The organism is Rhodococcus sp. PvR044, from assembly GCF_040548995.1.
GTDB classification, from domain to species: domain Bacteria; phylum Actinomycetota; class Actinomycetes; order Mycobacteriales; family Mycobacteriaceae; genus Rhodococcus_G; species Rhodococcus_G oryzae.
Map to the genome: position 1 here is coordinate 57,173 of NZ_JBEPSX010000009.1, position 24,580 is coordinate 81,752.

Consider the following 24,580-nt stretch of genomic DNA (forward strand, 5'->3'; position numbering starts at 1 on the left):
GGATTGCTGGCACTAGCAATTATGGAGAAAATGCTCGAGAACTCGGGTACCGAACTCGAGCGCGTCGACGGGCACCCGTTCGTCAACGCCGTGGAAGAGAGCGGTGAAGTCGAGCTCAGGCGGCAACTGCAGCGGCGCGAACCCGAAGCAGCGAATCCCCAGCTTCGCGAACGCCTTCGCGTCCGTGCCACCGGACAGCATGTACGGCACCGTCCTGCCGTTCTCGTCGTGCGCCAGGATCGCGGCGTTCATCGCGTCCACCAGGTGCCCGTCGAAGGTGGTCTCGTAGGAATCCAGCTTGGTGATCCACTCACGGGTGACGTCCGGCCCGATCAGCTCGTCCACCTCCCGCTCGAAGGCGGCCTGCCTGCCGGGGAGCACGCGGCAGTCGACCACCGCCTCGGCGGTCTGCGGGATCACGTTCGCCTTGTACCCGGCGCTGAGCATGGTCGGGTTCGCGGTGTCACGCAGCGTCGCCCCGATGATCCGCGAGATCGTCCCGAGCTTCTCGAGCGTGCCGTCGATGTCCGGTGAGGTCGGGTCGAACTCGACCCCCGTCTCCGCGCTCACCGCGCCGAGGAACTCGGCGACCGAGTCCGGCACCACCAGCGGGAAGGTGTGCCTGCCCAGCCGCGCGACCGCCTCGGCAAGGATCGTGACGGCGTTGTCCTCGTGCAGGAAGGACCCGTGACCGGCGCGGGCCTTGGCCGTCAGCCGCATCCAGCCGAGCCCCTTCTCCGCCGTCTCCACCAGGTACAGCCGGGCCTCGCTGCCATCGGGGCGCGGCACGCTCAGCGAGAAGCCGCCGACCTCGCCGACCGCCTCGGTGACGCCGTCGAACAGGTCCGGGCGATGCTCGACCAGCCACTGCGACCCGTACTTGCCGCCCGCCTCCTCGTCGGCGAGGAACGCGAACACCAGATCCCGCGGCGGCACGGTGCCCTCCGCCTTGAACTGGCGGGCCAGCGCGAGGGTCATCCCGACCATGTCCTTCATGTCGATCGCCCCGCGGCCCCAGACGTAGCCGTCCTCGACCGCCCCGGAGAAGGGGTGCACGCTCCAGTCCGCGGGCTCGGCGGGCACGACGTCGAGGTGACCGTGGATCAGCAGCGCGCCACGGGACGGGTCGGCGCCCCGCAGCCTGGCGAAGACGTTCCCGCGGCCGGGCGCGCCGGATTCGACGTACTCGGTCTCGTAACCGACCTCCTCGAGCCGGGCGGCCACCCACTGGGCACACTCGCGCTCCCCCTTGGTGGTGGCGAGCTCACCGGTGTTGGAGGTGTCGAATCGGATCAGCGCGCTGACCAGTTCGACGACTTCGGCCTCTGCTCGGCCCCGATCGGAGTTGATCTTGATGACTGACACCCCACTTTCCTACCACCGAACACCCCCTCCCAGCAGCGCAGACGCGCTGATTTTGGTGTGGGGCGCTGCATCAGCTAATCTTTCCCAGCACGCAGAACACGGCGGGCGAACAACAAGGTGTGCATGCGCGAGTGGCGGAATGGCAGACGCGCTAGCTTGAGGTGCTAGTGTCCTACTAATGGACGTGGGGGTTCAAGTCCCCCCTCGCGCACTCTGAGTTGAGACAGACGAGCAAGGCCCCGGATCACGATCCGGGGCCTTTTTCGTTTCTCCGAATTCTCTTGTCCGACATCATCGTCGGCCCGTCGCCACCTCCGCCCTTGCGTGCTCGGCGGCCGTCAGTTCGCGCATCGCCAGGTCCTTCGCACAGGCGAGCAGCGAACCGACCGCGCTGACCCTCGGGAAGGACAGCCCGGTGTGCCCGACGTTGTCGTGCTCGTCGTCGCCGTCGTAGATGACGGTGGCGCCGCGAACCAGCCACCGCTTCACGTCGGCGACCGACGGCAGTTCACCCCTGGTCCGCAGGTAGAAGGACTGCAACAGCAGGACGACTCCGGTCGCGATCGGTGTCGCCTGGCTCGTCCCGAACTGGAGCGACTCGCCGGTGTCGTTGAGGATGCCCGCCGACGTCACCGGAGACCCCGGCGCGAAGATGTCCGTCGCACACGGCCCACCGATCTTGCGGTGCAGCCGCTGCGAGAACGGCGTCATGCGGTCGGCAGCCGTCTCGAACGCCTTCGCCCCGTCCCGGTAGCGGAAGCTGCCCTCGTCGGCGTCGTAGACCGACCCGACGCTGATCGTCTGCCGGAAGATCGCCGGATAACTCATCCCCTGCAAGCCGCCGTGCGCGTAGTAGTCGTTGCCCGCCGACACGCAGCAGCAGACACCCTCGTCGGTCAATTCCTGGAGCAGGGCGCCGATGCCGTCGCCCGGCATGTCGGTGTCGGTCGTCCGGTTGTCCGAGGCGCCAAGCGCCAAGCAGACCGCCGAGATGCCCAGCGACGACCGCCGCTCGAGCACCCAGTCCAGTCCGTCCCGAATGTCCGTGAAGCTCCCGCCGCCGCTGTCGTCCAGGACCTTGACCGGGACGATGCGTGCGTTCGGGGCGATGCCGGTGTGGATCCGCGCCGCGCACACGATTCCCGCCACGTTCGTGCCATGGCCGTGACCGTCCGCGACCTCCGCGGGGTCGCCGGCGTTGTCGCGGGTGAAATTGCGCCCCGGCACCACCCGGCCGGCGAAATCCACGTGTGTGGTGCGTAATCCGGTGTCCAGCACCGCGACGGTGACACCGGAACCTCCGACGTTGAACTCACGACGGGCGTCCGCCGCGCGGACGAGGAGATCGACCTCCGTCAGTTCCGGCAGGAACGGTCCGTCCTTCTGCACCGGGGCCTCGACGGGTACCACCGACTCGACGTGCAGCAGCGAGTTCGGACGGGCCATGTCGTCGGTCACTGCTCTCGGGAACCGGGGCGGATCCGTGGAACCATTCATCTCATTCATGATCTCGGCCTTTCGGTGATCGGCATCGACTGCCGACGAATCCCCCGATACCGAAATCCTCCTCGGGCTTGTGAGCGATGTCACCACCTGTGTCAGCGGAAACTGCGATGGTCTCGGCACATCCCCGGACTCGGTAGAATCCGACGTCGACCGGCACTTCGAGATCAGAACTGAGCGACCTACCGATGGCACAACCAATGACGGGCATCGATCCCGCCGACCTGGAGATCTGCCTGCGCGTGCTGTCCGAGGCCGGCAGCCTCGACGCCGACCACCCGGATTCGATGGTCCTCCAGCGGGCCAGCGGCAAGATGTTCAAGCAGCTCAAGCGGCGCCGACGGGTGGAGGCGCGCGACGCAGTCTCCGAGGCCGACCGCCAGGTCGTGGCCTCGACCGCCACCGGTTCGCCCGAGCGCATCGACGACGAGACCGCTGGCGTGCTGCTCACCTCGAACGCGCCAGGCGCGAGCGCGGGCACTCTGATCCGTCCGCGGCCCTGCTACATCTGCAAGCAGCGCTACACGGTCGTCGACGCGTTCTACCACCAGCTCTGCCCCGAGTGCGCGGCCAGCAGCCACGCCAAGCGCGACGCCAGCACGGATCTGACCGGCAGGCGGGCGCTGCTCACCGGCGGCCGGGCCAAGATCGGCATGTACATCGCGCTGCGGCTGCTGCGCGACGGCGCCCACCTCACCATCACCACCCGCTTCCCCAACGACGCGATCCGCCGCTTCAAGGCGATGGAGGACAGCGGCGACTGGATCCACCGGCTGCGGGTGGTCGGCATCGACCTGCGCGATCCCGCCCAGGTCGTCTCGCTCGCCGACTCGGTGGCCGAGCAGGGTCCGCTCGACATCCTCATCAACAACGCGGCTCAGACCGTCCGGCGCTCCCCCGGCGCCTACTCCGCGCTCGCCGAGGCCGAGTCCGGCCCGCTGCCCGCGGGCGAACTGCCGGACGTGCTGACCTTCGGCAAGACCAGCGACGCGCACCCGGCCTCGCTTGCCAGTTCGCTGCCGACGCCGGAGTCGGTGATCCACCAGGTCAGCGAGCTCGCGCTGGTCGCCGGTTCCGCCTCGCTCGAACGCATCGAGCAGGGCATCGCGATCGACGCGGGCGGCCTCGTGCCCGACCTCGCGCACACCAACAGCTGGGTCCAGACCGTCGCGGAGGTCGATCCGATCGAGCTGCTCGAGGTGCAGCTGTGCAACTCGGTGGCACCGTTCATCCTGGTGTCCCGGCTGCGCCCCGCGATGGCCGCCGCGGCCGCACGCCGCAAGTACGTGGTCAACGTCTCCGCCATGGAGGGCCAGTTCAGCCGCGCGTACAAGGGTGCCGGGCATCCGCACACCAACATGGCCAAGGCCGCGCTGAACATGCTGACCCGCACCAGCGCCAAGGAGATGCTCGATGAGGACGGCATCCTGATGACCGCCGTCGACACCGGGTGGATCACCGACGAACGCCCGCATTACACCAAGGTCCGCCTCGCCGACGAGGGCTTCCACGCCCCGCTCGACCTGGTCGACGGCGCGGCCCGGGTGTACGACCCGATCGTGCAGGGCGAGCAGGGCGTCGACCTGTACGGCTGCTTCCTCAAGGACTACAAGCCGTCCCCCTGGTGACGTGTGGAAGCGCCGCTACGGCGCGGGGCCCAAAGCGGGGATACTGAGTCCGGGGCGTCAGCACCGGCCGAGGAGTATCCATGGGCCACGAGGTGACACGGCTGAAGTTCTCGCGCCGGGACCGGCAGGACTTCCGCGAGAAGGTGCAGGCCTGCCTCGATGCCCTGGCCACCCTCCTCGAGAACGCCGCCGAGATCCCCAGCCCGAAGATGGGCATGGAGATCGAGCTGAACCTGGTCGACGAGAACTGCGAGCCCGCGATGGTGAACGCCGCGGTGCTCGCCGCCCTCGCGGGCCCGAAGTATCAGTCCGAGCTCGCCCAGTTCAACATCGAGATCAACGTCGAGCCGAGGCCCCTTGCCGGCGCGAATCTCGCGGCACTCGAGGACGACCTGCGTGCCTCGCTCGACCTCGCGGACGCCCGCGCCCGCGAGTCAGGCGGCAGGCTCGCGATGATCGGCATCCTGCCCACGCTGCGTGAGGATCATTTCGAGCAGAAGTGGATGTCGTCCGACACCCGGTACACCGTCCTGGAGCAGCAGATCCTTGCCGCAAGGGGCGAGGACATCGAGCTGAGCATCGCGGGGGTGCCGCTGCCGGGCCACAGCGCGTCCGATCACCTGACGACCCTGACCCACACGATCCTGCCCGAGGCGGCGTGCACATCGGTCCAACTGCATCTGCAGGTCTCCCCCGCCACCTACGCAGCGCACTGGAACGCCGCCCAGATCCTGGCCGGGATCCAGGTGGTGCTCGCCGCCAACTCGCCGTTCTTCGCCGGGCGGGCACTCTGGAACGAAACCCGGATCCCGTTGTTCGAGCAGGCCACCGACACCCGGCCGCCGGAGCTAAAGAATCAGGGGGTCCGTCCGCGGGTGTGGTTCGGCGAGCGCTGGATAACGTCGGTGTTCGACCTGTTCGAGGAGAACTCGCGCTACTTCCCCGCGCTCCTGCCGGATTTGACGCCGGAGGATCCTGTCGCGGTGGTCGCGGGCGGCGGCACCCCCGAACTCGCCGAGCTGACGATGCACAACGGAACGATCTACCGGTGGAATCGGCCGGTCTACGACCCCACGGACGCCCAGGCGCCGCTGCGCCTGGAGAACCGCGTGCTGCCAGCGGGCCCGACCATCGTCGACACCCTCGCCGATGCCGCGTTCTACTACGGCACGCTTCGCTCGCTCGCCCGCTCCGACCGACCGTTGTGGACCCAGATGCCGTTCGCCGCCGCGGAGGAGAACCTTCGGGTCGGCGCGAGGAACGGCTTCGACTCCGTGATGCAGTGGCCGGGGAACGGCGCGGTGAGCCCACAGGATCTCGTGGAGCGCACGCTGCTGCCGATGGCGGACGCCGGACTCGAGGAATTGGGGGTCGACGCCGGCCTCCGCGACAAGTACCTGGGCGTGATCGAGGGCCGCGCTCGCGCGGCCCGCAGCGGATCGGTGTGGCAGCGCGAGTGCGTCGCCGCGCGGGAACGTGCCGGTCAGTCGCGCGACAGCGCCCTGAGGTCCATGCTGTGCGAGTACCTGGAGCGGATGCACTCGGGCGAGCCGGTGCACACATGGAGCTGGTAGCAGGGCGGCCGCGAACGCGGTGATCCGCGTAGGGTTCTGATGCATGACCCGCACTCGCGATCTCGACATCGTCGTCTACGGCGCCACCGGATTCGTCGGCAAGCTCACCGCGCAGTACCTGGCCAGGAGCGCCCCGCGCGGCGCGCGGATCGGTCTCGCCGGGCGATCCACGGCCAAGCTGGAGACGGTGCGGGCCGAACTCGGCCCGGCCGCCGCGCAGTGGCCGATCATCGTCGCGAACGCGGACGACCCCACCTCCCTGACCGCGCTCGCCGAGTCCGCCCACGTCGTGATCACCACCGTCGGCCCGTACGCCAAGTACGGCATCGACCTGGTCCGGGCCTGCGCCGAGGCGGGCACCGACTATGCCGACCTCAGCGGCGAGGTGTTGTTCGGCCGCGAGAGCATCGACAGGTTCCACGATGTCGCGGTGGCCTCCGGGGCCCGGATCGTGCATTCCTGCGGGTTCGACTCCATCCCCTCCGACATCGGCGTGCACGTCCTGCACAAGCAGGTCGCGGCCGACGGCGAGGGCGACCTCACCGACACCACGATGGTGGTCAGCTCGCTGCGCGGCGGCGTCAGCGGCGGCACCATCGATTCGATGCGCAACCTCGTCGACACCGTCAAGGCCGACAAGTCCGCGCGCCGCATCGCGGTGAACCCGTACTCACTGAGCCCGGACCTCACCGCCGAGCCCGACCTCGGCCGCCAGTCCGACGTCGAGATGCTGAAGGGATCGGACATCGCGCCCGGCCTCGGCGGCCGCACCGCGCCGTTCGTGATGGGCTCGACCAACACCAGGGTCGTGCGCCGGAGCAACGCGCTGCGCAAGTGGGAGTACGGCCGCGCGTTCCGGTACCGCGAGGTGATGAGCGTCGGGCAGTCGGTGCTCTCGCCCGTCTTCGCGGCGGGGGTGTCCGCCGGCCTCGGCGCCCTGATGGCCGGCCTCGCCTTCGGCCCCACCCGGTACGTCCTCGACCGGGTGCTCCCCAAGCCCGGCGAGGGGCCGAGCGAGAAGTCCAGGGCCGCAGGCCATTTCACGACCGACACCTACACCACCACCAGCACCGGCGCCCGCTACGTCGCCCGGGTGCGAGCCAAGGGTGACCCGGGCTACGCCGCGACCGCGGTGATGCTCGGCGAATCCGCCCTCGCCCTCGCGCTCGACAGGGACGCCCTGCCCGATGCGGCGGGCGTGCTGACGCCCGCGACGGCGATCGGCGACGCGCTCGTGGATCGGCTGCGCACCGCGGGCGTCGAGATCAGCGCCCGGCGGAACTAGTCCCGACGGGGGGTGCTGGCGGTCGCGCGTGCGGCCGTGAGCACGCCCGCCGCGATGAGCACCGACATGAGTGCGGCGAGGGTCCCGCGTCCGAGCGTCGGTGTCGGGGTCGGCAATCATCCGCCCATGCGAGCGGCGGGTATACCGTCCAGGGATGGCGTCTGGGGAGCTACTCGTCACCGACTACGCGAACGGATGTGGGCTGCCGCGCGACCCGGGGCAGGTGGGCTTCCCGTCCGGCGACGGCTTCCTCGCATCCCGCTTGCCGACAGCCGCCCTCGCCCTCGGGTCCGTCGGCGCACTGGCCTCCGCCGTCGACCGACTGCTCGTCGTGCGTGGCCAGGAACCGCACCGCTGGAGCCTCGACCCGGAGCGGATCGCGGCCTCGTTCGCGGGCGACCGGATGATGCGCATCGACGGTGACCCGGTGCCAGGTTTCGCGCCGATGTCGGGGTTCTTCGCCGCATCCGACGCGTGGGTCCGGACACACGCCAACTACCCTCACCACCGCGTCCGGCTCCTGGAGGCGCTGGACCTGCCCGAGGACTCCGATGCCGGCCTCCTCTCGTCCCGCATCGGAACGCTGTCCGCACAGGAGATCGAGGACCGTGCCGCCGATGCGGGGGCCGTCGCGGCACGAGTGCGCACCGAGGCCGAGTGGACCAGGCATCCACAGGGCATCGCCTCCGGCGCGGGTCCGATCGTACGGATGGACACGACCTCCGGAGTGACCTTCACCGGTCCGACACCACTGACCACCGATCCGCTGCGACCGCTGGCCGGGCTCCGAGTTCTGGACCTGACGCGGGTGCTCGCGGGACCGGTCGCGGCACGGGCTCTTGCACTGCTCGGCGCGCAGGTACTGCGGGTGGACCCACCACAGCTGCACGAGATCGACTGGCAGCACCGCGACACCGGCCAGGGCAAGCGATCGGCGCTGCTCGACCTCGCGAGTGCCGACGGCGCCGACGCCGTCCATGCTCTGCTCGCGACGGCTGACGTGCTGGTCACGGGCTACCGGCCGGGCAGTCTGGACAGGTTCGGGCTGCACGAGGGCACCTCGGGCCTCGTGCACGGCTCCGTCAGCGCCTGGGGCAATGACGGTCCGTGGGCACATCGGCGCGGGTTCGACAGCATCGTCCAAGCCGCCTCCGGGATCTCCCTTGCCGAGGGCGGCCTGCATCCGGGCGCGCTGCCGGTGCAGGCGCTAGACCATGCCAGCGGGTACCTGTTGGCCGCCGGCATCGTGGACGCGCTGGCACTACGCGCCGTGGACGGACGGGGGCGTTCGGTGTCGGTGGCACTCGCCCGGACCGCCCGCTGGCTGCTCGACGCGCCGGGCCGGGTGGCCGATCCTGCGGAGCCGCGGGTTCCCGGCCCCGCCGCCACCGCCACCCACGGTGCCGTCACCTCCGCGCGCCCACCGCTGCCAAGCCACCCGCAGTATCCCTACCCCGCACACGACTGGGGATCCGATGCGCCCCACTGGATCTGACCCGTCCTGGGAAACAGGCGGACCCGTCACACACCGGATCTGAGAGGATCTTCCACGTGCGCGACCACCACTACGAACTCACCGTCACCTGGACCGGCAACCACGGCACGGGCACGACCGACCCGCGCGCCTACGGCCGCGAACACCTGGTGACCGCGGACGGCAAGCCGGACCTGGCGGGCAGCGCGGATCCCGCGTTCCTGGGCGACCCGGCGCGGTGGAACCCGCAGGAACTGCTGGTCGCCGCCCTGTCGCAGTGCCACATGCTCTGGTTCCTGAACCTCGCCGCCATCGCGGGCGTGGTGGTCACCGACTACCTCGACCGCCCGACCGGGACGATGACCGAGGAACACAACGGGGCAGGACAGTTCGCGGAGGTGGTGCTGCGGCCGGAGGTCACTGTGGCGGCCGCCGACATGCTCCCGAAGCTGCCGGAGTTGCACTCGGCCGCGCACGAGAAGTGCTTCATCGCCCGCTCGGTGAACTTCCCCGTGCACCACAGGGCCACCGCCCTCGTGGGGGCATGAGATGATCCGTCCCGTGCACTCCATCGTGCCGATGATCGTCGACGTCGACACCGGCATCGACGATTCGCTGGCGCTGCTCTACCTGCTCGCAAGCCCCGAGGCTGAGATCCTCGCGATCGCCAGCACCGGCGGCAACGTGCCCGTCGCGCAGGTCGCCGCGAACAACCTGGCGTGGCTGGACCTGTGCGGCCGGACCGACATCGAGGTCACCGTCGGTTCACCCACGCCGCTGCGAATCCCGCTGCGGACCACCGAGGACACCCACGGGCCGCAGGGCATCGGGTACGCGGAGCTGCCGCACTCGTCCCGCGGGCCGTCGGACCGCAGCTCGGCCCGCACCTGGGTCGAGATCGCGCGCCAGCGCCCCGGCGCGGTGACCGGGCTGGTCACCGGGCCGCTCACCAACCTCGCCCTGGCGTTGCGGCTCGAGCCCGAACTCCCCCACCTGCTCAAGCGTCTCGTCGTGATGGGCGGGGTGTTCAACCATCCCGGGAACACCACCCCGACCTGCGAGTGGAACATCTTCGTCGACCCGGAGGCCGCGCAGGAGGTCTTCGCTGCGTTCTCGGTGGTCCCCGCCGACCGTCGGCCGCTGATCTGCCCGCTGGACGTCACCGAGACGATCGAGATGCGACCGGAGCACCTCCGCCTGCTCGCCCAGGTGGCCGGGAGCGAACCCGCCGAGCTCATCACCGAACAGGACCCGCCCGGCACCCGCTCGCGCACGTCCAATCCCATCGTGCGGCACCTGTCGGACGCGGTGCGGTTCTACCTCGAGTTCCACCGCGACCACGGCCAGGGCTTCCTCGCGCACATGCACGACCCGTTCGCCGCGGCCCTCGCGCTGGATCCCGGCCTTGCCGTCACCCGCCCGGCGACCGTGGACGTCGAACTCGAGGGCACCCTCACCCGCGGCACCACCGTCGCCGACTGGACCGGCATGTGGGGCCGCGAGCCGAACGCGGACATCGCCGTGGGCACCGACCCCGCCGCGTTCTTCGTCCACCTCATCGAACGGGTGGGCGGCTTCGCCGCCCGTGCGCGGTTCGCGAGTCCAGAGACTCGTTAACCGCGCACGGGCGCGCAGCGCCTACTTGTCGAAGGCGTCCAGGATCTGGTGTGCGGCCAGCGCCGCCGTCAGCGAGCCGTCCCGCACCTGCTGCTCGACGTCATGCCGGATCGCCTTGACCTCCGGGTCGGTCTCGAGCCGGCGCAGCAGCTGGTCGTGCACCATCGACCAGGTCCAGTCCACCTGCTGCTGGTGCCGCTTGGCCTCGAGTTCCCCCGCGTCGCCGAGCACCTTGCGATGCCGGAGCACAGTGTCCCAGAACTTGTCCACGCCGTCGTTCTCCAGCGCGCTCATGGTCAGCACCGGCGGCTTCCAGAGCGCGTCGTGCGGGTAGATCAACCGCAACGCGCCCGCGAGCTCGCGTGCGGCGGCCTTCGCCTCGATCGCGTGCTTGCCGTCGGCCTTGTTCACCGTGACGATGTCGGCGAGCTCGAGCACACCCTTCTTGATGCCCTGGAGCTGGTCGCCGGTCCTGGCCAGGGTCAGGAAGGTGAAGGTGTCGACCATGTTCGCCACGGTCACCTCGGACTGACCGACGCCGACGGTCTCGACCAGGATCACGTCGTACCCGGCGGCCTCGAGCAGCACGATGGTCTCGCGGGTCGCCTTCGCGACGCCCCCGAGCGTGCCGGAGGTCGGGGACGGCCGGATGTACGCGTTCGGCTCCACCGACAGGTTCTGCATCCGGGTCTTGTCGCCCAGGATCGAACCGCCGGTGCGGGTCGAGGACGGGTCGACCGCCAGCACCGCCACCTTGTGACCGAGCTCGAGCAGGTGCATGCCGAGCGCCTCGATGGTGGTCGACTTGCCCACCCCCGGGACGCCGGTGATGCCGACGCGGATCGCGCCGCCCGCGTGCGGGAGCAGGCGCAGCAGCAGCTGCTGCGCCTGCTCCCGGTGGTCCGCCCTGGTCGATTCGACCAGGGTGATGGCCTTCGCGAGCTGTGCGCGCTTGTTCGCGAGCACGGCGTCGCCGAGGGCCGTCAGATCGAGGGCGGGCCTGTCAGCTGGCACTCAGATCGTGCCCCAACTGAGCGGCCAGCTTCTCCAGCAGGCCGGTGGCCGCGTCCGCGATCACCGTTCCTGGCGGGAAGATCGCGGCCGCGCCGGCCTGGTACAGCTCGTCGAAATCGCCGGGCGGGATGACGCCGCCGACCACGACCATGATGTCGGGCCGTCCCACCGCGGCGAGCGCCTCCCTGAGCGCGGGCACCAGCGTCAGGTGTCCGGCTGCCAGGGAGGAGACACCGACCACGTGCACGTCGGCGTCGGCGGCCTGGTTGGCCACCTCGTCGGGGGTCTGGAACAGCGGTCCCACGTCGACGTCGAAGCCGAGGTCCGCGAACGCCGTGGCGATCACCTTCTGGCCTCGGTCGTGTCCGTCCTGGCCCATCTTGGCGACCAGGATGCGGGGGCGACGACCCTCCGAGTCGGCGAACTTCTCAACGAGTTCCGTTGCGGTCGCGATGTTCTCCGCCTTTCCGGCCTCGTCCCGGTACACACCACTGATGGTCCGGATCTCGGCCTGGTGACGCCCGTACACCTTCTCCAGCGCGTCGGAGATCTCGCCGACCGTCGCCATGGCGCGGGCCGCGACGACGGCGAGGGCCAGCAGGTTGTTCTCCATGCCGCCCTCGGTGGAGGCTGCGGCCCTGGTGAGCTCGGCGAGCGCGGCCTGCGTCGCGTCCTCGTCCCGCTCCGCCCGCAGTCGCTCGAGCTTGGCGAGCTGCTCGGCGCGCACCTTCGAGTTCTCGACCTTGAGCACCTCGATGCTGTCCGGCTCGTCCGGCACGTACTTGTTGACGCCGACCAGCGGCTGGCGGCCGGAGTCGATGCGGGCCTGGGTGCGGGCCGCGGCCTCCTCGATGCGCAGCTTCGGGATGCCCTCGCCGATGGCCTGCGCCATGCCGCCTGCCGCCTCGACCTCGGCGATGTGCGCGCGGGCGCGGTTCGCCAGTTCGTTGGTCAGCCACTCGACATAGTGCGAGCCGCCCCACGGGTCGATCGGCCGCGTGGTGCCCGACTCCTGCTGCAGCAGCAGCTGGGTGTTGCGGGCGATGCGGGCCGAGAAATCGGTCGGCAGCGCGATGGCCTCGTCGAGCGCGTTGGTGTGCAGCGACTGGGTGTGGCCCTGGGTCGCGGCCATCGCCTCGATGCAGGTGCGCGGCACGTTGTTGAACACGTCCTGCGCGGTGAGCGACCAGCCCGAGGTCTGCGAGTGGGTGCGGAGCGAGAGCGACTTGCTGCTCTTGGGATCGAACTTGGCCACCAGTTCGGCCCACAGCAGTCGGCCGGCCCGCAGCTTCGCGACCTCCATGAAGAAGTTCATGCCGATTGCCCAGAAGAAGGACAGTCGCGGCGCGAAGGCATCGATGTCCATGCCCGCGTCGAGCCCGGCCCGGATGTACTCGACACCGTCGGCAAGCGTGTACGCCAGCTCCAGGTCGGCCGTCGCCCCGGCTTCCTGAATGTGGTAGCCGGAGATGGAGATCGAATTGTACTTCGGCATCTCGGCACTGGTGTACGCGAAGATGTCGGAGATGATCCGCATGGACGGCTTAGGCGGGTAGATGTAGGTGTTACGGACCATGAACTCTTTCAGAATGTCGTTCTGAATGGTTCCGGCCAGCTTGTCCGGCGTGACGCCCTGCTCGCCCGCCGCGGCGACGTAGAGCGCGAGGATCGGCAGGACCGCGCCGTTCATGGTCATCGACACCGACACCTGCGACAGGTCGATACCGTCGAAGAGCTGACGCATGTCGAGGATGGAATCGATTGCCACACCGGCCATTCCGACGTCACCCTGGACGCGCGGGTGGTCGGAGTCGTAGCCGCGGTGGGTCGCCAGGTCGAAGGCGACGGACAGACCCTTCTGGCCGGACGCGAGGTTGCGCCGGTAGAAGGCATTCGACTCGGCGGCGGTGGAGAATCCGGCGTACTGGCGGATGGTCCACGGCTGGTTGACGTACATCGTCGGGTAGGGCCCGCGCAGGAACGGGGCCGCACCGGGGAAGCTGTCGAGCGGGTAGCCCTGTGCCTGCGCCGCGTCTCGATCGGCCTGGGTGTAGACCGGCTTGACGTCGATGCCCTCGGGGGTCGACCACACCACCTGATCGGCGGTGTAGTGATTCGCCGCCGCGGCCTCCGCGATATGAGCGGTCGCCTCATCGGCGGTCGGCGCCTGCGGGGCCGGGAAGTCGGGATCCGTCAGCGGCACGTCGGCGAAGCTGCCGATCACGTGCTTGACCTCGCGGGTGGTCATTTCACTCCCAAGGTGTCGAGCAGGTCGGACAGCGCCGACACCGCATCAATACGGGCGGTGAGGAATCCGTCGGGACGGTCCTGGCCTTCCGCCTCGGCAAAGGTCTTCTCCGGACCGGCCAGCAGCACGGTGGTGATGCCCGCCGCGCGCAGCGCGTCCACCGCAGGTACGCCGTCGGCGACGTACCGCTTGTCGGTGCCGCAGAGCACCGCCACGGTGGTGTCCGCCTCGCGCACGATGCCCGCCACGGTCGCGAGGTCGAGGGTGCCCGGGTTCACGGCCTCGATGCCGCCGGACGCGAGCAGGTTCGAGGCGAAGGTGGTGCGGCCGTTGTGCTCGGCCACCGGGCCGAGCGCGGCGAGGAACACCTTCGGCCGGGAACCGTTGTCCGCCAGGTACCGGTCCGAGCGGTCCCGCAGGGCCTCGAAGGCCGCCGCGTAGCGGGAGACGTCGGCCAACGGCGACTCGGCGTCGACCGGAAGCGGCTTCTCGTCGAGGTTCGGGAACTCGTTGACACCCGTCAACGAGGTCTTGCGGTGGGCGATGTCGGACTCACGGGAGGTGCGAGTGGCCGCGACCCGATCGGCGATCAGGCCCGACTCGAGCGCCGCCGCGTAGCCACCGTCGGCCTCGATCTGCTGGAAGAACTCCCACGCCTTCGCCGCGATGGCAACGGTGAGGTCCTCGACATACCAGGATCCGGCGCTGGGATCGAGCACCCGACCGATGTGGGACTCCTCGAGCAGCAGCAGCTGGGTGTTGCGGGCGATGCGGGCACCGAACGACTTCGACGTCTCCAGCGTGCCCTCGGGCACCGCCACGTCGAAGGGCAGCACGGTCACCGCGTCGGCACCGCCGACACCGGCGCCGAACGCGGCGAGGGTGGTGCGGAGCATGTTCACCCACGGATCACGCTGGGACATCATCGCGGCCGAGGTGACCGCATGCTGCGGCGCACCGCCGAACTCGGAGGCGCCGCAGACCTGCGCGATGCGGGCCCACAGCTGGCGCGCCGCGCGGAACTTCGCGATGGTCTGGAACTGGTCGTCGGTTGCGGCGAACCGGAACTCGACCTGACCGAGGGCGGCCGAGATCGTGATGCCTGCGCCCGTGAGCGCGCGCAGGTACTCCAGCCCGGCCGCGATGGCCGCACCCAGTTCCTCGGCGTCGCTCGCGCCCGCGTTGTGGAATGCGGTGCCGTCGACGGTGATGGCGCGGACCGTCTCGGCCCGACCGGCCGCGGTCCGTGCCAGCGCGACCGCGGTGGCCGGGTCGATGTCGCCGCGACCGGAGAAGGCACTGGTCAGCGGTGCGGCACCGAAGCTGACGGTGACCGCGGAGCGATCCGCGACACCATCGCCCGCGGCGGCGCGCTCGTCGAGCAGGGTGAGCACCGCCTCCGCGGCGGTGACCGTCTCGGCGCCCGCGTCGAGGGTCAGCGGCGCGAGGTCGAGCAGCACCCCGTCCAGGGCCTGCGCGACGGTCGCGGCGGGCAGGTTGTTACCGCCCGCGCTGAGCCAGATCGCGCTGATGCCGTTCTCGAGCCCGTCCAGGATCGTCTGGTTGGCCGCCTTCGGATCCGCTTCGCCCGCACCGAAACTGGCGCTGACGAGCCAGCCGCGGTTCACGTCGCGGTGGGCGTCGCGACCTCGAACGAAGGGGAACACACCTGGGAGGGTGGTTTCGGGGGTCTCGTCGCGCCGGGTGTACAGGGGCGCGACGGTCACACCGTCGTAGGTGGTGGTGTCGAGCAGCCGCTCGGGTTCGGCGGGCATGTCAGCCACATCGACCTTGCGGGCCTTCGCCAGCACCGCGGCCACAGCCTTCTGCCACTTCGCGTAGTCGCGCGCAGCGTCCTCGGCCTGTGAAGCGTGTGACACAGGAGCTTGTGACACGGTGTCTGCTTCCTCTCCATATTCGGACACAGTCATTGTTTCTGTGATGCTAGCCGCACCCTTTCGGCCACTATCGCCTGGATCACCTACCCTTCGGTAACCTCCACGCAATGAGCATTGCGAATGTCCGGACGGGCGCCGAGCGGAAGACGCCACAGGCCCTGTTCCGGGTCAGTCCGGCCACCCGCGACGGCGCGGTGAACCGGATGACGATGGACCTGGGCGCGCCCGAGCCACACGGCAGGACCGCGGCACTCGGGGTGCTGCTCGACGACTGCCTCGGTTTCACCATGTACGAGCGGCGCGGCGACCGGGCCGGGCTGGTCAGCGCCGACCTGTCCGTCGACTTCGTCCGGCCGACCGGCTGGACCGGGCCGCACCTGACCGCCGAGGGCAGGCTCGAGACCCGCGGCGAGGACGGCGCGATGAGTTCGGTGCGGGTGTTCGACGCCGCAGGCGAGCTGGTCGCCACCGGCACCGCCTGGGGCAACTTCGTCGACGGCGTCCAGCAGTCCCGCGACGAACGCCCGCTCGCACCCGCCGACGGATCCGGACCGACGATGACGCCGCTGGAGACGATCGGCGGCACCATCGAACGGACCGACCGCGGCGCACGGCTGACCGTGCCGCCGAACCGGTCGCTCGCCAACGCGCTCGGCGTGATGCACGGCGGCGTGCAGGCCTGCGCGTACGACCTCGCGGGCAACGCGGCCGCGGCCGGGTCGGCGGGCGCCATGGACACCAGTTCCCTGCGGATCAACTTCTTCCGGACCGTGCCGCTGGACCGCCCCGTCGTCTTCGAGGCCGAGGTGCTGCGCGCCGGACGCCGGGTCGCGGTGAGCCGGGTCACCTGCACCGACGCCGACGGCAGGGAGTGCGGGGTCGCGACGGTCACCTGCCGCCGCCCCGCGCCGAGTACTCTTGGCGAACGTGACCAGGCGCCTTCGTGATCCGAAGCTGATCGCCGGGCTGCTGGTCGTCGCGGCGCTGCTGGTCGCTGCACTGCTCGTGCCGCACCCGTCCATCGAGCAGGTTCGGGAGTGGGCGCGGTCCGTCGGCCCCGCATTCCCGCTGGTTTTCTTCGCCGTGCATGCCCTCGTCACGGTCGCCCCGGTCCCCCGCACCGTCTTCACGCTCAGTGCCGGGGTGTTGTTCGGGGCGGCGACCGGAATCCTGATCGCCGTCGCCGCGACCACCGTCAGCGCCGTGCTCGCTCTGCTGCTCGTGCGCGCCGTCGGACGCGACGCGTTCGCCTCGCGGATGACGCACCCGGCGATCCAGGCGATCGACGACCGGCTCGCCCGGCGGGGTTGGCTGGCCGTGGGTTCGCTGCGACTGATCGCCCCGGTTCCGTTCTCGGTCATCAACTACTGCAGCGGCGTGTCGTCGGTCCGGCTCCTGCCCTACATGCTCGCCACCCTGGCCGGAGTGCTGCCCGGCACCATCGGTGTCGTGGTGCTCGGCAACGCCCTCGGTGGCGATACCAACCCGGCCCTGCTCGCCTTCTCCGCGGTCTGCATCGCAATCGGCGTCTTCGGCCTGGTTCTGGATACCCGAATGGGCGTGCCGACCAGGAGCGACAGCGTCGATGTCAAGGCTGCACACTAGATCACGTCTAATCAAGTTATGAACCTTGACGTCATAGGATCCAGTTTCTAGCCTTGATAGATGTTCGTCATGACGGTCGACCAGCGTGGCAGCCGCCGCGACGTCGACCGCGTCGATCCGATCCTGCGCGAGTTCGCCGACGCACCGCTGCTACGCCCCTTCGAGCGCACCGCGGGCGACGAGGTACAGGCGGTGGCGGAGCGGGCCGATGTGGTCGTCGACCTCGCACTCGAACTGGCGACACGCGGGTACTGGAGCGTCGGGATCGGCGTCGGCCCCGTCGAGAGCCCCCTGCCCGCCAGCACCCGAGCCGGACGCGGGCAGGCCTTCGAGGCCGCAAGGGACGCCGTCGATCGCGCCAAGAACCTGCCCGGCTCGGTCGCCGTCACCGGGCCCGACGCCCCCTCCGCCGCCGATGCGGAAACCGCCCTCATGCTGGTGTCCGTCCTCGTGTCGAGGCGGTCCGAGCCGGGTCGGGAAGCGGTCGCCGCGATGCGGGAGGGACTCACCCAGGCCGAGGCCGCGGAGCGGCTCGGCATCAGCAAACAGGCCATCTCGCAGCGGTTGGCCGTGGCCGGATGGCAGGCGGAGTGCGCCGGACGCATCCTCGCCCTGCGACTTCTCCAGGAGGCCGCCCGATGACCACGCTCGCCCTGATCCTGCTCGGCCTCGCCGCGGTCGCCCCCGTGGTGCTCGCGAGCGGCCGGATTCGGCTGTGGATCAGCCCGACCATCGCGACGCTCGCCCTCGGCGGCGCCGCGCTCGCCGCCACCGCGACGCGGCCCGTCACGGGATTCGCGCTCGGCGCGACCCTGGTACTCGCCGTCCTTGCCGCTACCACCGGCGGAGCACCGTTGGTACGCGCGGCATTTCGCATCGCCAAGCGTCAGGAGGATGCGGGACCGACGCCCGACACCGCCATGCTCTCTCCTCGCATCGCCGGTGAGGGCCCGCTGCGCGGCGGCCGGATCATCGGCGTGCTCGAGCGCAGCGCCGTCGCGGTGGCGATCCTGGCCGGCTGGCCCGAGGGCCTCGCGATCGTGCTCGCAGTCAAGGGCCTGGCGCGCTACCCGGAACTGCGCGAACCCCATGCGTCCGAACAGTTCATCATCGGCACCTTCACCAGCGTGCTGTGGGCGGTGGCGGTGTGCGGGGTCGCCAAGGCGCTCATCACTTAGACGCTGAAGCACCTAGACACTGAAGCACTCAGACGCTCAAGGACCTAGACCGTCGGCGCCAGGATCACCTTCCCCGTGGCGGCCCGCTTCTCGATCCTCTCGTGCGCCAGCGCGGCGTCGCCGAGTGGAAGGATCGAGTCGACCACGGGTGTGACGGTTCCGGCGGCCGCCCGCTCGAGGATCTCGGTCCTTGCCGCCGCGACACGCCCCAGCCAGGCCGGCCCGCCACAGCCCGTGAGCGTGAGCCCTCGCGGCATCAGGTCCGCGGACCCGATGGCCGCCGGGCGACCACTCAGCAACCCGTAGAACAGCATTCGGCCCGCCAGCGGGGTCATCAGATCCAGCAATTGCGCCGCGGACTCGCCGCCGATCGACTCGAACGCGACGTCGATGGTCGCATCGCCCAGGACGTCGCGCACGCGGCCCGGCCATTCCGGGTCGGAGTGATCGATCACGTCGTCGGCGCCGAACGAGCGCGCCCGGTCGCGCTTGTCGGCTGCCCCTGCGGTCGCGAGGATGCGCGCCGCGCCGAACTCTCCGGCCAACTGCGTCAGGTACGCGCCGACTCCCGTCGCGGCGGCTTCCACGAGCACCACCTCACCGCCCCTCAGGTCAGCGGCACGCAGCAGGGTCAACGCCACCGCACCCGGCACCGCCACCGCGACCGCGTCGGTCAACGACAACCCCTCGGGGACTCGGACGGCCGCGGCGGCCGCGGCCACCACCCGCTCGGCGTAGGCGCCGGTGCCATCGGTCGTCGCGATCACCCGCGCGCCGATCATGCCCCGGTCGACGCCCGCGCCCACCTCGACGACCGTCCCCGCCGCCTCGCCCCCGAAGACGAACGGCGGGACGGCCGGCGACGGGAAGATCCCTGAGCGGAGCTGCGTTTCGGCGAAATGGACCCCGATCGCCTCGGCTCGGATCACCACCTCACCGACCCCGGGCTGCGGTGCGGGCACGTCCCGCTCGACGAGGACCTCGGGCCCACCGACCGATGTCATTACTATTGCCCGCATCGACACTCCCTAATTTGACCGCTGGTCCAGTTGTCGGACGAGAGTCACGTTATGGACCGAAGGTCAACTTGTCAACGGAGGTACACGGGTGGGTAGCGGATCAACGCGGGAGCGCAGCGACGCCGCCCGAAATCGGCGCGCGATTCTCGATGCGGCCAGTGAGCTCCTGAGCGAGTTCGGCGCCGAGAACGTCTCGATCGAGCAGATCGCCGCGGCGGCAGGCGTCGGCAAGGGAACCGTCTTCCACCGGTTCGGTAGCCGCGCCGGGCTGATGAAGGCCCTGGTCCTCGAGCGCGCGCACAACCTGCGCGACGCGGTCGTGAGCGGCGAGCCGCCGCTGGGACCCGGCGCGCCCGCAGCCGACAGACTGCTCGCGTACTTCGACGCGATGTTCCGACTGGTCGCGGACAACGTCGAGCTGATGATCGCCTACGACGACGCCACCCCCGACGCGCACACCGAGGCGATTCACGGATTCTGGTACGGGCACATCGCCGCTCTGCTCGCGGATGCCCGACCAGATCTCGACGCCGAGGCAGTGGCCCCGGTCCTGCTGGCAGCCATCAACCCCGACATGGTGCTCCACTACGTCCGCGACGGCGAGACCGAGCGTCTCGCGGCCGCCGTCCTCAGCGTCGTCGAATCGGTCGTCGGTCGACCCGCACCCACGCCGACCTGAGCGACCGCATCCGGCTACGCGGGCGGCAGCTGCCCACCCGGATCCGCCGGGCCCGCGGGCAGCTCGCCCGACTCGTGACGCTGCGGCTCGAGCTGGTGCTCGGGCACCAGTGAGGTGTCGACTGGTTGGCGCGCAACGGCTTCCGCCGCCGCGACCGCGCGCGCGACGGTCGGGTCCGCCTTCATCTCGAACCAGTCGGCGACCTCCGCCGAATCGTCCTCCGGCTTGGGCAGGTCCTCCTGGACCTGGCTCGGCTCGTAGCGGAACACCCCGTCCTCCCCCGGCGCCCCGAGGGTCCGCGCGAAGCCCTTCAGCGCATCCCCGAAGTCGCTCGGCACCAGCCACACCTTGTTCGCGTCGCCCTGTGCCATCTGCGGCAGGGTCTGAAGATACTGGTACGCAAGCAGTTCCGGCGTCGGCTTGCCTGCCTTGATGGCCGCGAACACCTTTTCGATCGCCTTCGCCTGGCCCTGTGCCTGCAGGTACTTCGCGGCCCGCTCACCCTGCGCACGCAGGATGCGGGACTGTCGCTCGCCCTCCGCGCTGAGGATCGATGCCTGCTTGGCGCCCTCGGCCGCGAGGATCCGTGACTGCTTGTCGCCCTCCGCGGTCTTGATGGCGGATTCGCGATGTCCCTCGGCGGTGAGGATCATCGCCCGCTTCTCGCGGTCCGCCTTCATCTGCTTCTCCATCGACTCCTGGATCGACGGCGGCGGGTCGATGCTCTTGAGCTCGACGCGGGCGACGCGCAGGCCCCAGCGGCCGGTGGCCTCGTCCAGCACCCCGCGGAGCTGCCCGTTGATCGAATCGCGGGAGGTCAGCGTCTCCTCGAGGGTCATGCCGCCGACCACATTGCGCAGCGTCGTGGTGGTCAGCTGTTCCACGCCGACGATGTAGTTGTTGATCTCGTACACCGCGGCCTGCGGGTTGGTCACCTGGAAGTAGACGACGGTGTCGATGTTCAGGGTCAGGTTGTCCTGGGTGATCACCGGCTGCGGCGGGAAGGACACCACCCGCTCGCGCAGGTCGACCTTGGCCCGGATCCTGTCCACGAACGGCACCAGGAAGGTGAGCTGGCCGGACACCGTCCTCGCGTAGCGGCCGAGCCGCTCGATGACGGCCGCCTCCGCCTGCGGGACCAGGGCGACCGACTTCGCCACCACGATCACCACCAGCAGCACGATCACGGCCAGAACGATCAATGCGGCCATTTAGGGCCCCCTCCATACGACGGCGGTCGCGCCGTCAATCTCCATCACGGTCACGGTCGTTCCTGGCGGATACACCTCGGAGCTGTCGAGCGGGCGGGCGGTCCACACCTCGCCCGCGAGCTTGATCTGGCCCGCGTGCTCGGCAACCTCCTCGAGCACCAGTGCATGCTTACCCGCAAGCGCCTCGACATTGGTGGGTACCAGCGGCGGCTTCGCGAAGCGGCGCAGCAACGCGGGCCGCACCCCGAGGACGAGTGCGAGCGAGACCACACCGAACACGACGGCGTCGACCCACACCGGCCAGTCGGTCACCGCGCTGACCCCGGCCGCGGCAAAGGCGCCGCCGGCCAACATCAGCAGGAAGAAATCCCCCGACAATGCCTCGGCCGCGGCCAGCAAAACTCCTGCTATCAGCCAGACAAGTGCTGCCACAACACCATCTAACCAGAGTTCCCCGCGAGTGCGGCCCGGGAAGCGACCGCGGGATCAGTCCGTGGCGGTGACGAAGTCGACCAGCCGCTCGACCGCGCCGATCAGCGGCGACTCCAGGTCGCGGAAGCTGGACACGGCGCCGTAGACGCGGCGCCACCCGTCCTGTGGGGTCCCCCAGCCCAGCTCGCGGCAGATTCCCGTCTTCCAGTCCTGCCCGCGCGGGATCTTCGGCCACGCCGCGATGCCGACCGCCTTGGGCCGCACCGCCTCCCACACGTCGATGTACGGATGACCGGTGACCAGCACGTGCGGTCCGACGTTCTGTGTCATCCGGGACTCCTTCGAGCCCTCGACCAGATGGTCGGCGAGCACGCCGACCCGCCGTCCCGGTCCCGGCCGGAACTCGGCCAGCCGGTCGGCGAGATTGTCGAGCCCCTCCAGGTGCTCGACCACGACGCCCTCGACCCGCAGGTCATGGCCCCAGACCCGCTCGACGAGCGCGGCGTCGTGGATGCCCTCCACCCAGATCCGGCTCGGCAGCGCGGTGCGGGCCTTCAGCCCCTCCACCCGGGTCGATCCGGACGCGGACCTGGTGGCCGCCGCCGGCTTCTTCGCGGCGGTCGGCCGCACCAGGGTCACCGGCTTGCCGTCGATCAGGAAGGCAGCCTCGCGCATGGCGAACAGTCGCGTCTGGCGTCGAGAGTCCTCGAGGCGCACGTAGTCGCCGTCGTACGTCTTCTCCATGCCGACCACCGCGCCGCAGTAGCCGGTCGCCGAGTCCTCGACCACGAGCCCCTTGTCCGCGGGGACCTTCGGGTACTCCGGCCGTCGGCTACGGGTGTGACCGGAGAAGATGTTTCCGCCGTACATGTCGCGTGCACTCACGGTCGACAACGCTAGGACACCGATTCGGTTGGTCGCCGCCCGCCACGCCGACCTATGCTGGAATACCGTGTCCTGTCCCAGCACCACCCTGACCATGTGGGCCGCGTCCTGGCTCGCGGGGGCCAGCTCCCCCGACGACGTCATCGACGCCGTCCAGTCCTGGGCGCCCATGCACCTGGTCGGGGCCGGCGACGCGGAGGTCGCGCTGCGCCTGGACCTGCCGTGGCCGCAACTCCAGGACAACGGACCGATCGTGCTGATGCGGATCGCCCGCACGCTGAGCGCCGAGGACCCGGACACCCAGCTCACCCTTGTGTTGCCCGCGCCGGGCGATGTCCGCGGGCTGCCCACGGGTACCGACTTCGCCGCGGCCGCCATCCACGCCGAGGAGGGCATCCTTGTCGGTGCCCCCGGCCAGCCGGGGGCCGGCATCGTGCCGACCGTGGAGGGGCCGGATGTGCTGCGCTGGACGGTTTTCCCGGTGCCGGTCATCCCGCAGCCCGTCGAACAGATGGGGCTGGGCGAGGCGGAGTTCGAGATGCGCAGCGCTGTCCGCGACGCCGCCGACACTCTCGCCTCGATGCGCGGCGGGTTCGCCGCCGACGACCGCGACCCGCGCGCCCGCGTCGCCGAGGCGCTCGAGGAGTTCTCGCACCACAGCTACCCCGAATCGACCCCCGATCGCGCGCTGCGCATCTTCGACACCGCCGACCAGGTGGCCGCGATCCTCACCGTCGCGGGCGAAACCGGACTCCGAGCGCAGACCGCCGCGGGCGTGGCGGCACGCGAGGAGACCCTCCGGCCGCTCTGGTCGACGATCCGGGCGGCCCGCCTGGGTGCGGTCGCCGCGACCGTGCGAGCAGCCAGGCCGCGGGTGTAGCCGGCCGCTATTTCGTGGCCGTCAGGTACGCGGGAGTCCGCGCCAGGTCCGCGAGGTCGTCGGGAAGATCCGGGACCTCCACACCGTAGGCCGCGGTGAGTTCGACCGGGCTGAACCGCCGCACGGTCCAGCCGTGGTCGGTCAACCACTGCGCCGGGTCGGCCCGTTCGTCGTCGTAGAACAGTGACGCGATATCGATGTCGTCCAACTGCTTGTCCCCGAAGTACTTGTCCCGCAATGCAAGGAACCGTTTCACGTCCGTCCCGGCACCGAATCCGTCGAGGGCGATCCGGCTGCCAGCAGCAGAGAGCCCGTCGATCCGCTCGAAGAGCGCATCGTGCGCGGCGCCGGGGAGATACGGCAGCAGGCCCTCGGCCGACCACGCACACGGCCGGCCGGGGTCGAATCCCCCGGCCTCCAGTGCGGTCGGCCAGTCCTCGCGCAGGTCGACGGCGACTGGCCTGCGGTCGACCTTCGGCCGGGCGCCGTGCGCGGCGAGCACGCCGGATTTGAAAGCCAGCACCTTCGGCTGGTCGACCTCGAAAACCGCCACGTCCGGCGCCCAGTCCAGTCGGTAGGCCCGCGCGTCCAGTCCGGCCGCGACGATCACCGCCTGCGCCACCCCGTCGGCGGACGCCGCGGTGAAGTACTCGTCGAAGAATCGGGTCCGCACACCCATGAAGCCAGGAAAGAAGAACGGCATCTTCTCGAGGGGGGACGGGTCGGCCAGCAGCCGGGTGAAGTGCTCGTCACCGGCCGCCTCCACGAACCAGCGCGCGAATCCGTCCGTGATCAGCGGATCGGGACGTTCCGATTCCAGCGCCCGGAAGGTCGCCACCCCCAATGCGGTGCGGCCCACGCTGCTCACGATGTCCCAGGTGTCTCCGTCGGTACGCATCAGCACCATCGCCTCTCCAGGTTCCGACGGTCCGAACACTACGCCGGTGTTCGCCGGCCCGACACCGTCGACGAGGTACGTCGACAACCTGCCGGGCCGAGGAGGAGGATCCTCGGTGATCAGTTCCGCGTCCTACAGCTGACCCCGCCCTGGTCGGCCTGCTCCATCTGTTTCGGCATCGGCATCG

22 protein-coding genes and 1 tRNA gene are annotated in these 24,580 nt (G+C 70.1%); 13 read left to right on the top strand and 10 right to left on the bottom strand.

Going from position 1 to position 24,580, the window contains the following annotated elements; translation table 11 throughout:
* Positions 1 to 12 precede the first annotated feature (12 nt).
* Complete coding sequence (locus ABIC28_RS19945) at positions 13 to 1,365, bottom strand: M20/M25/M40 family metallo-hydrolase (RefSeq protein WP_097209805.1); 1,353 nt, start codon at positions 1,363 to 1,365, stop codon at positions 13 to 15.
* Positions 1,366 to 1,490: 125 nt separating this feature from the next.
* Here ABIC28_RS19945 and ABIC28_RS19950 point away from each other — a divergent pair.
* Positions 1,491 to 1,576: transfer RNA gene (locus ABIC28_RS19950), tRNA-Leu, on the top strand.
* A gap of 80 nt (positions 1,577 to 1,656) precedes the next feature.
* On the opposite strand, the gene ABIC28_RS19955 is transcribed toward ABIC28_RS19950, so the two are convergent.
* Positions 1,657 to 2,871: a S8 family serine peptidase gene (locus tag ABIC28_RS19955; protein ID WP_097209806.1), complete on the bottom strand. Its 1,215-nt coding sequence runs from the start codon at positions 2,869 to 2,871 to the stop codon at positions 1,657 to 1,659.
* A gap of 185 nt (positions 2,872 to 3,056) precedes the next feature.
* Between ABIC28_RS19955 and ABIC28_RS19960 the strand changes: the two genes are divergently transcribed.
* The 6 genes from ABIC28_RS19960 (at position 3,057) to ABIC28_RS19985 (ending at position 10,446) form a co-directional block, all read left to right on the top strand.
* Positions 3,057 to 4,496, top strand: a complete 1,440-nt coding sequence (locus tag ABIC28_RS19960; protein ID WP_077041583.1) for an SDR family NAD(P)-dependent oxidoreductase — start codon at positions 3,057 to 3,059, stop codon at positions 4,494 to 4,496.
* An 80-nt stretch (positions 4,497 to 4,576) separates the two neighbouring features.
* Complete coding sequence (locus ABIC28_RS19965) at positions 4,577 to 6,070, top strand: glutamate-cysteine ligase family protein (protein WP_097209807.1); 1,494 nt, start codon at positions 4,577 to 4,579, stop codon at positions 6,068 to 6,070.
* Positions 6,071 to 6,113: 43 nt separating this feature from the next.
* Entirely contained in the window at positions 6,114 to 7,355 is a 1,242-nt protein-coding gene (locus ABIC28_RS19970; RefSeq protein WP_097209808.1) for a saccharopine dehydrogenase family protein, read from the top strand.
* 154 nt (positions 7,356 to 7,509) lie between these two features.
* Positions 7,510 to 8,850, top strand: coding sequence for a CoA transferase (locus ABIC28_RS19975; protein ID WP_354580486.1), 1,341 nt, complete (start codon positions 7,510 to 7,512; stop codon positions 8,848 to 8,850).
* A 56-nt stretch (positions 8,851 to 8,906) separates the two neighbouring features.
* Positions 8,907 to 9,377: an OsmC family protein gene (locus ABIC28_RS19980; protein WP_354580488.1), complete on the top strand. Its 471-nt coding sequence runs from the start codon at positions 8,907 to 8,909 to the stop codon at positions 9,375 to 9,377.
* A gap of 1 nt (position 9,378) precedes the next feature.
* Complete coding sequence (locus ABIC28_RS19985; protein WP_097209811.1) at positions 9,379 to 10,446, top strand: nucleoside hydrolase; 1,068 nt, start codon at positions 9,379 to 9,381, stop codon at positions 10,444 to 10,446.
* Between the two features lie 21 nt (positions 10,447 to 10,467).
* On the opposite strand, the gene meaB is transcribed toward ABIC28_RS19985, so the two are convergent.
* Genes meaB through mutA form a run of 3 tightly spaced genes read right to left on the bottom strand, consistent with a single transcriptional unit; the run spans position 10,468 to position 15,588 of the window.
* The gene (meaB, locus tag ABIC28_RS19990; RefSeq protein WP_097209812.1) at positions 10,468 to 11,460 is read right to left on the bottom strand and encodes a methylmalonyl Co-A mutase-associated GTPase MeaB; all 993 of its coding nucleotides are present in this window, start codon (positions 11,458 to 11,460) and stop codon (positions 10,468 to 10,470) included.
* Positions 11,450 to 13,708: a methylmalonyl-CoA mutase gene (gene scpA / locus ABIC28_RS19995; RefSeq protein WP_097209813.1), complete on the bottom strand. Its 2,259-nt coding sequence runs from the start codon at positions 13,706 to 13,708 to the stop codon at positions 11,450 to 11,452. Before scpA ends, meaB begins: the two co-directional genes overlap by 11 nt.
* Positions 13,705 to 15,588, bottom strand: coding sequence for a methylmalonyl-CoA mutase small subunit (gene mutA / locus ABIC28_RS20000; RefSeq protein WP_354580491.1), 1,884 nt, complete (start codon positions 15,586 to 15,588; stop codon positions 13,705 to 13,707). Before mutA ends, scpA begins: the two co-directional genes overlap by 4 nt.
* 125 nt (positions 15,589 to 15,713) lie before the next feature.
* Between mutA and ABIC28_RS20005 the strand changes: the two genes are divergently transcribed.
* Genes ABIC28_RS20005 through ABIC28_RS20020 form a run of 4 tightly spaced genes read left to right on the top strand, consistent with a single transcriptional unit; the run spans position 15,714 to position 18,389 of the window.
* Positions 15,714 to 16,553: a PaaI family thioesterase gene (locus ABIC28_RS20005; RefSeq protein ID WP_097209815.1), complete on the top strand. Its 840-nt coding sequence runs from the start codon at positions 15,714 to 15,716 to the stop codon at positions 16,551 to 16,553.
* Positions 16,534 to 17,211 (top strand): TVP38/TMEM64 family protein, encoded by a 678-nt coding sequence (locus ABIC28_RS20010; protein WP_209926342.1) that lies wholly within the window; start codon positions 16,534 to 16,536, stop codon positions 17,209 to 17,211. Before ABIC28_RS20005 ends, ABIC28_RS20010 begins: the two co-directional genes overlap by 20 nt.
* A 60-nt stretch (positions 17,212 to 17,271) precedes the next feature.
* Positions 17,272 to 17,853, top strand: coding sequence for a helix-turn-helix domain-containing protein (locus ABIC28_RS20015; protein WP_354580494.1), 582 nt, complete (start codon positions 17,272 to 17,274; stop codon positions 17,851 to 17,853).
* Entirely contained in the window at positions 17,850 to 18,389 is a 540-nt protein-coding gene (locus ABIC28_RS20020) for a hypothetical protein (protein ID WP_209926338.1), read from the top strand. Before ABIC28_RS20015 ends, ABIC28_RS20020 begins: the two co-directional genes overlap by 4 nt.
* Before the next feature lie 44 nt (positions 18,390 to 18,433).
* Here ABIC28_RS20020 and ABIC28_RS20025 read toward each other — a convergent pair whose 3' ends face one another.
* Positions 18,434 to 19,408 (bottom strand): quinone oxidoreductase family protein, encoded by a 975-nt coding sequence (locus ABIC28_RS20025; RefSeq protein ID WP_354580497.1) that lies wholly within the window; start codon positions 19,406 to 19,408, stop codon positions 18,434 to 18,436.
* A gap of 88 nt (positions 19,409 to 19,496) precedes the next feature.
* Here ABIC28_RS20025 and ABIC28_RS20030 point away from each other — a divergent pair, with 88 nt between their 5' ends.
* Positions 19,497 to 20,087, top strand: coding sequence for a TetR/AcrR family transcriptional regulator (locus ABIC28_RS20030; protein ID WP_097209818.1), 591 nt, complete (start codon positions 19,497 to 19,499; stop codon positions 20,085 to 20,087).
* 14 nt (positions 20,088 to 20,101) lie between these two features.
* Here ABIC28_RS20030 and ABIC28_RS20035 read toward each other — a convergent pair whose 3' ends face one another.
* From ABIC28_RS20035 to ABIC28_RS20045, 3 genes are read right to left on the bottom strand one after another with little or no spacing between them, the layout of a single operon-like run.
* Positions 20,102 to 21,298 (bottom strand): SPFH domain-containing protein, encoded by a 1,197-nt coding sequence (locus ABIC28_RS20035; protein ID WP_097209819.1) that lies wholly within the window; start codon positions 21,296 to 21,298, stop codon positions 20,102 to 20,104.
* The gene (locus ABIC28_RS20040) at positions 21,299 to 21,730 is read right to left on the bottom strand and encodes an NfeD family protein (RefSeq protein ID WP_097209820.1); all 432 of its coding nucleotides are present in this window, start codon (positions 21,728 to 21,730) and stop codon (positions 21,299 to 21,301) included.
* Between the two features lie 54 nt (positions 21,731 to 21,784).
* The gene (locus ABIC28_RS20045) at positions 21,785 to 22,615 is read right to left on the bottom strand and encodes a DUF3097 domain-containing protein (protein WP_257016970.1); all 831 of its coding nucleotides are present in this window, start codon (positions 22,613 to 22,615) and stop codon (positions 21,785 to 21,787) included.
* A 67-nt stretch (positions 22,616 to 22,682) separates the two neighbouring features.
* Between ABIC28_RS20045 and ABIC28_RS20050 the strand changes: the two genes are divergently transcribed.
* Entirely contained in the window at positions 22,683 to 23,495 is an 813-nt protein-coding gene (locus ABIC28_RS20050; RefSeq protein WP_097209822.1) for an Rv1486c family protein, read from the top strand.
* Positions 23,496 to 23,502: 7 nt separating this feature from the next.
* On the opposite strand, the gene ABIC28_RS20055 is transcribed toward ABIC28_RS20050, so the two are convergent.
* Complete coding sequence (locus ABIC28_RS20055) at positions 23,503 to 24,393, bottom strand: class I SAM-dependent methyltransferase (RefSeq protein ID WP_097209973.1); 891 nt, start codon at positions 24,391 to 24,393, stop codon at positions 23,503 to 23,505.
* Positions 24,394 to 24,580: the final 187 nt, after the last annotated feature.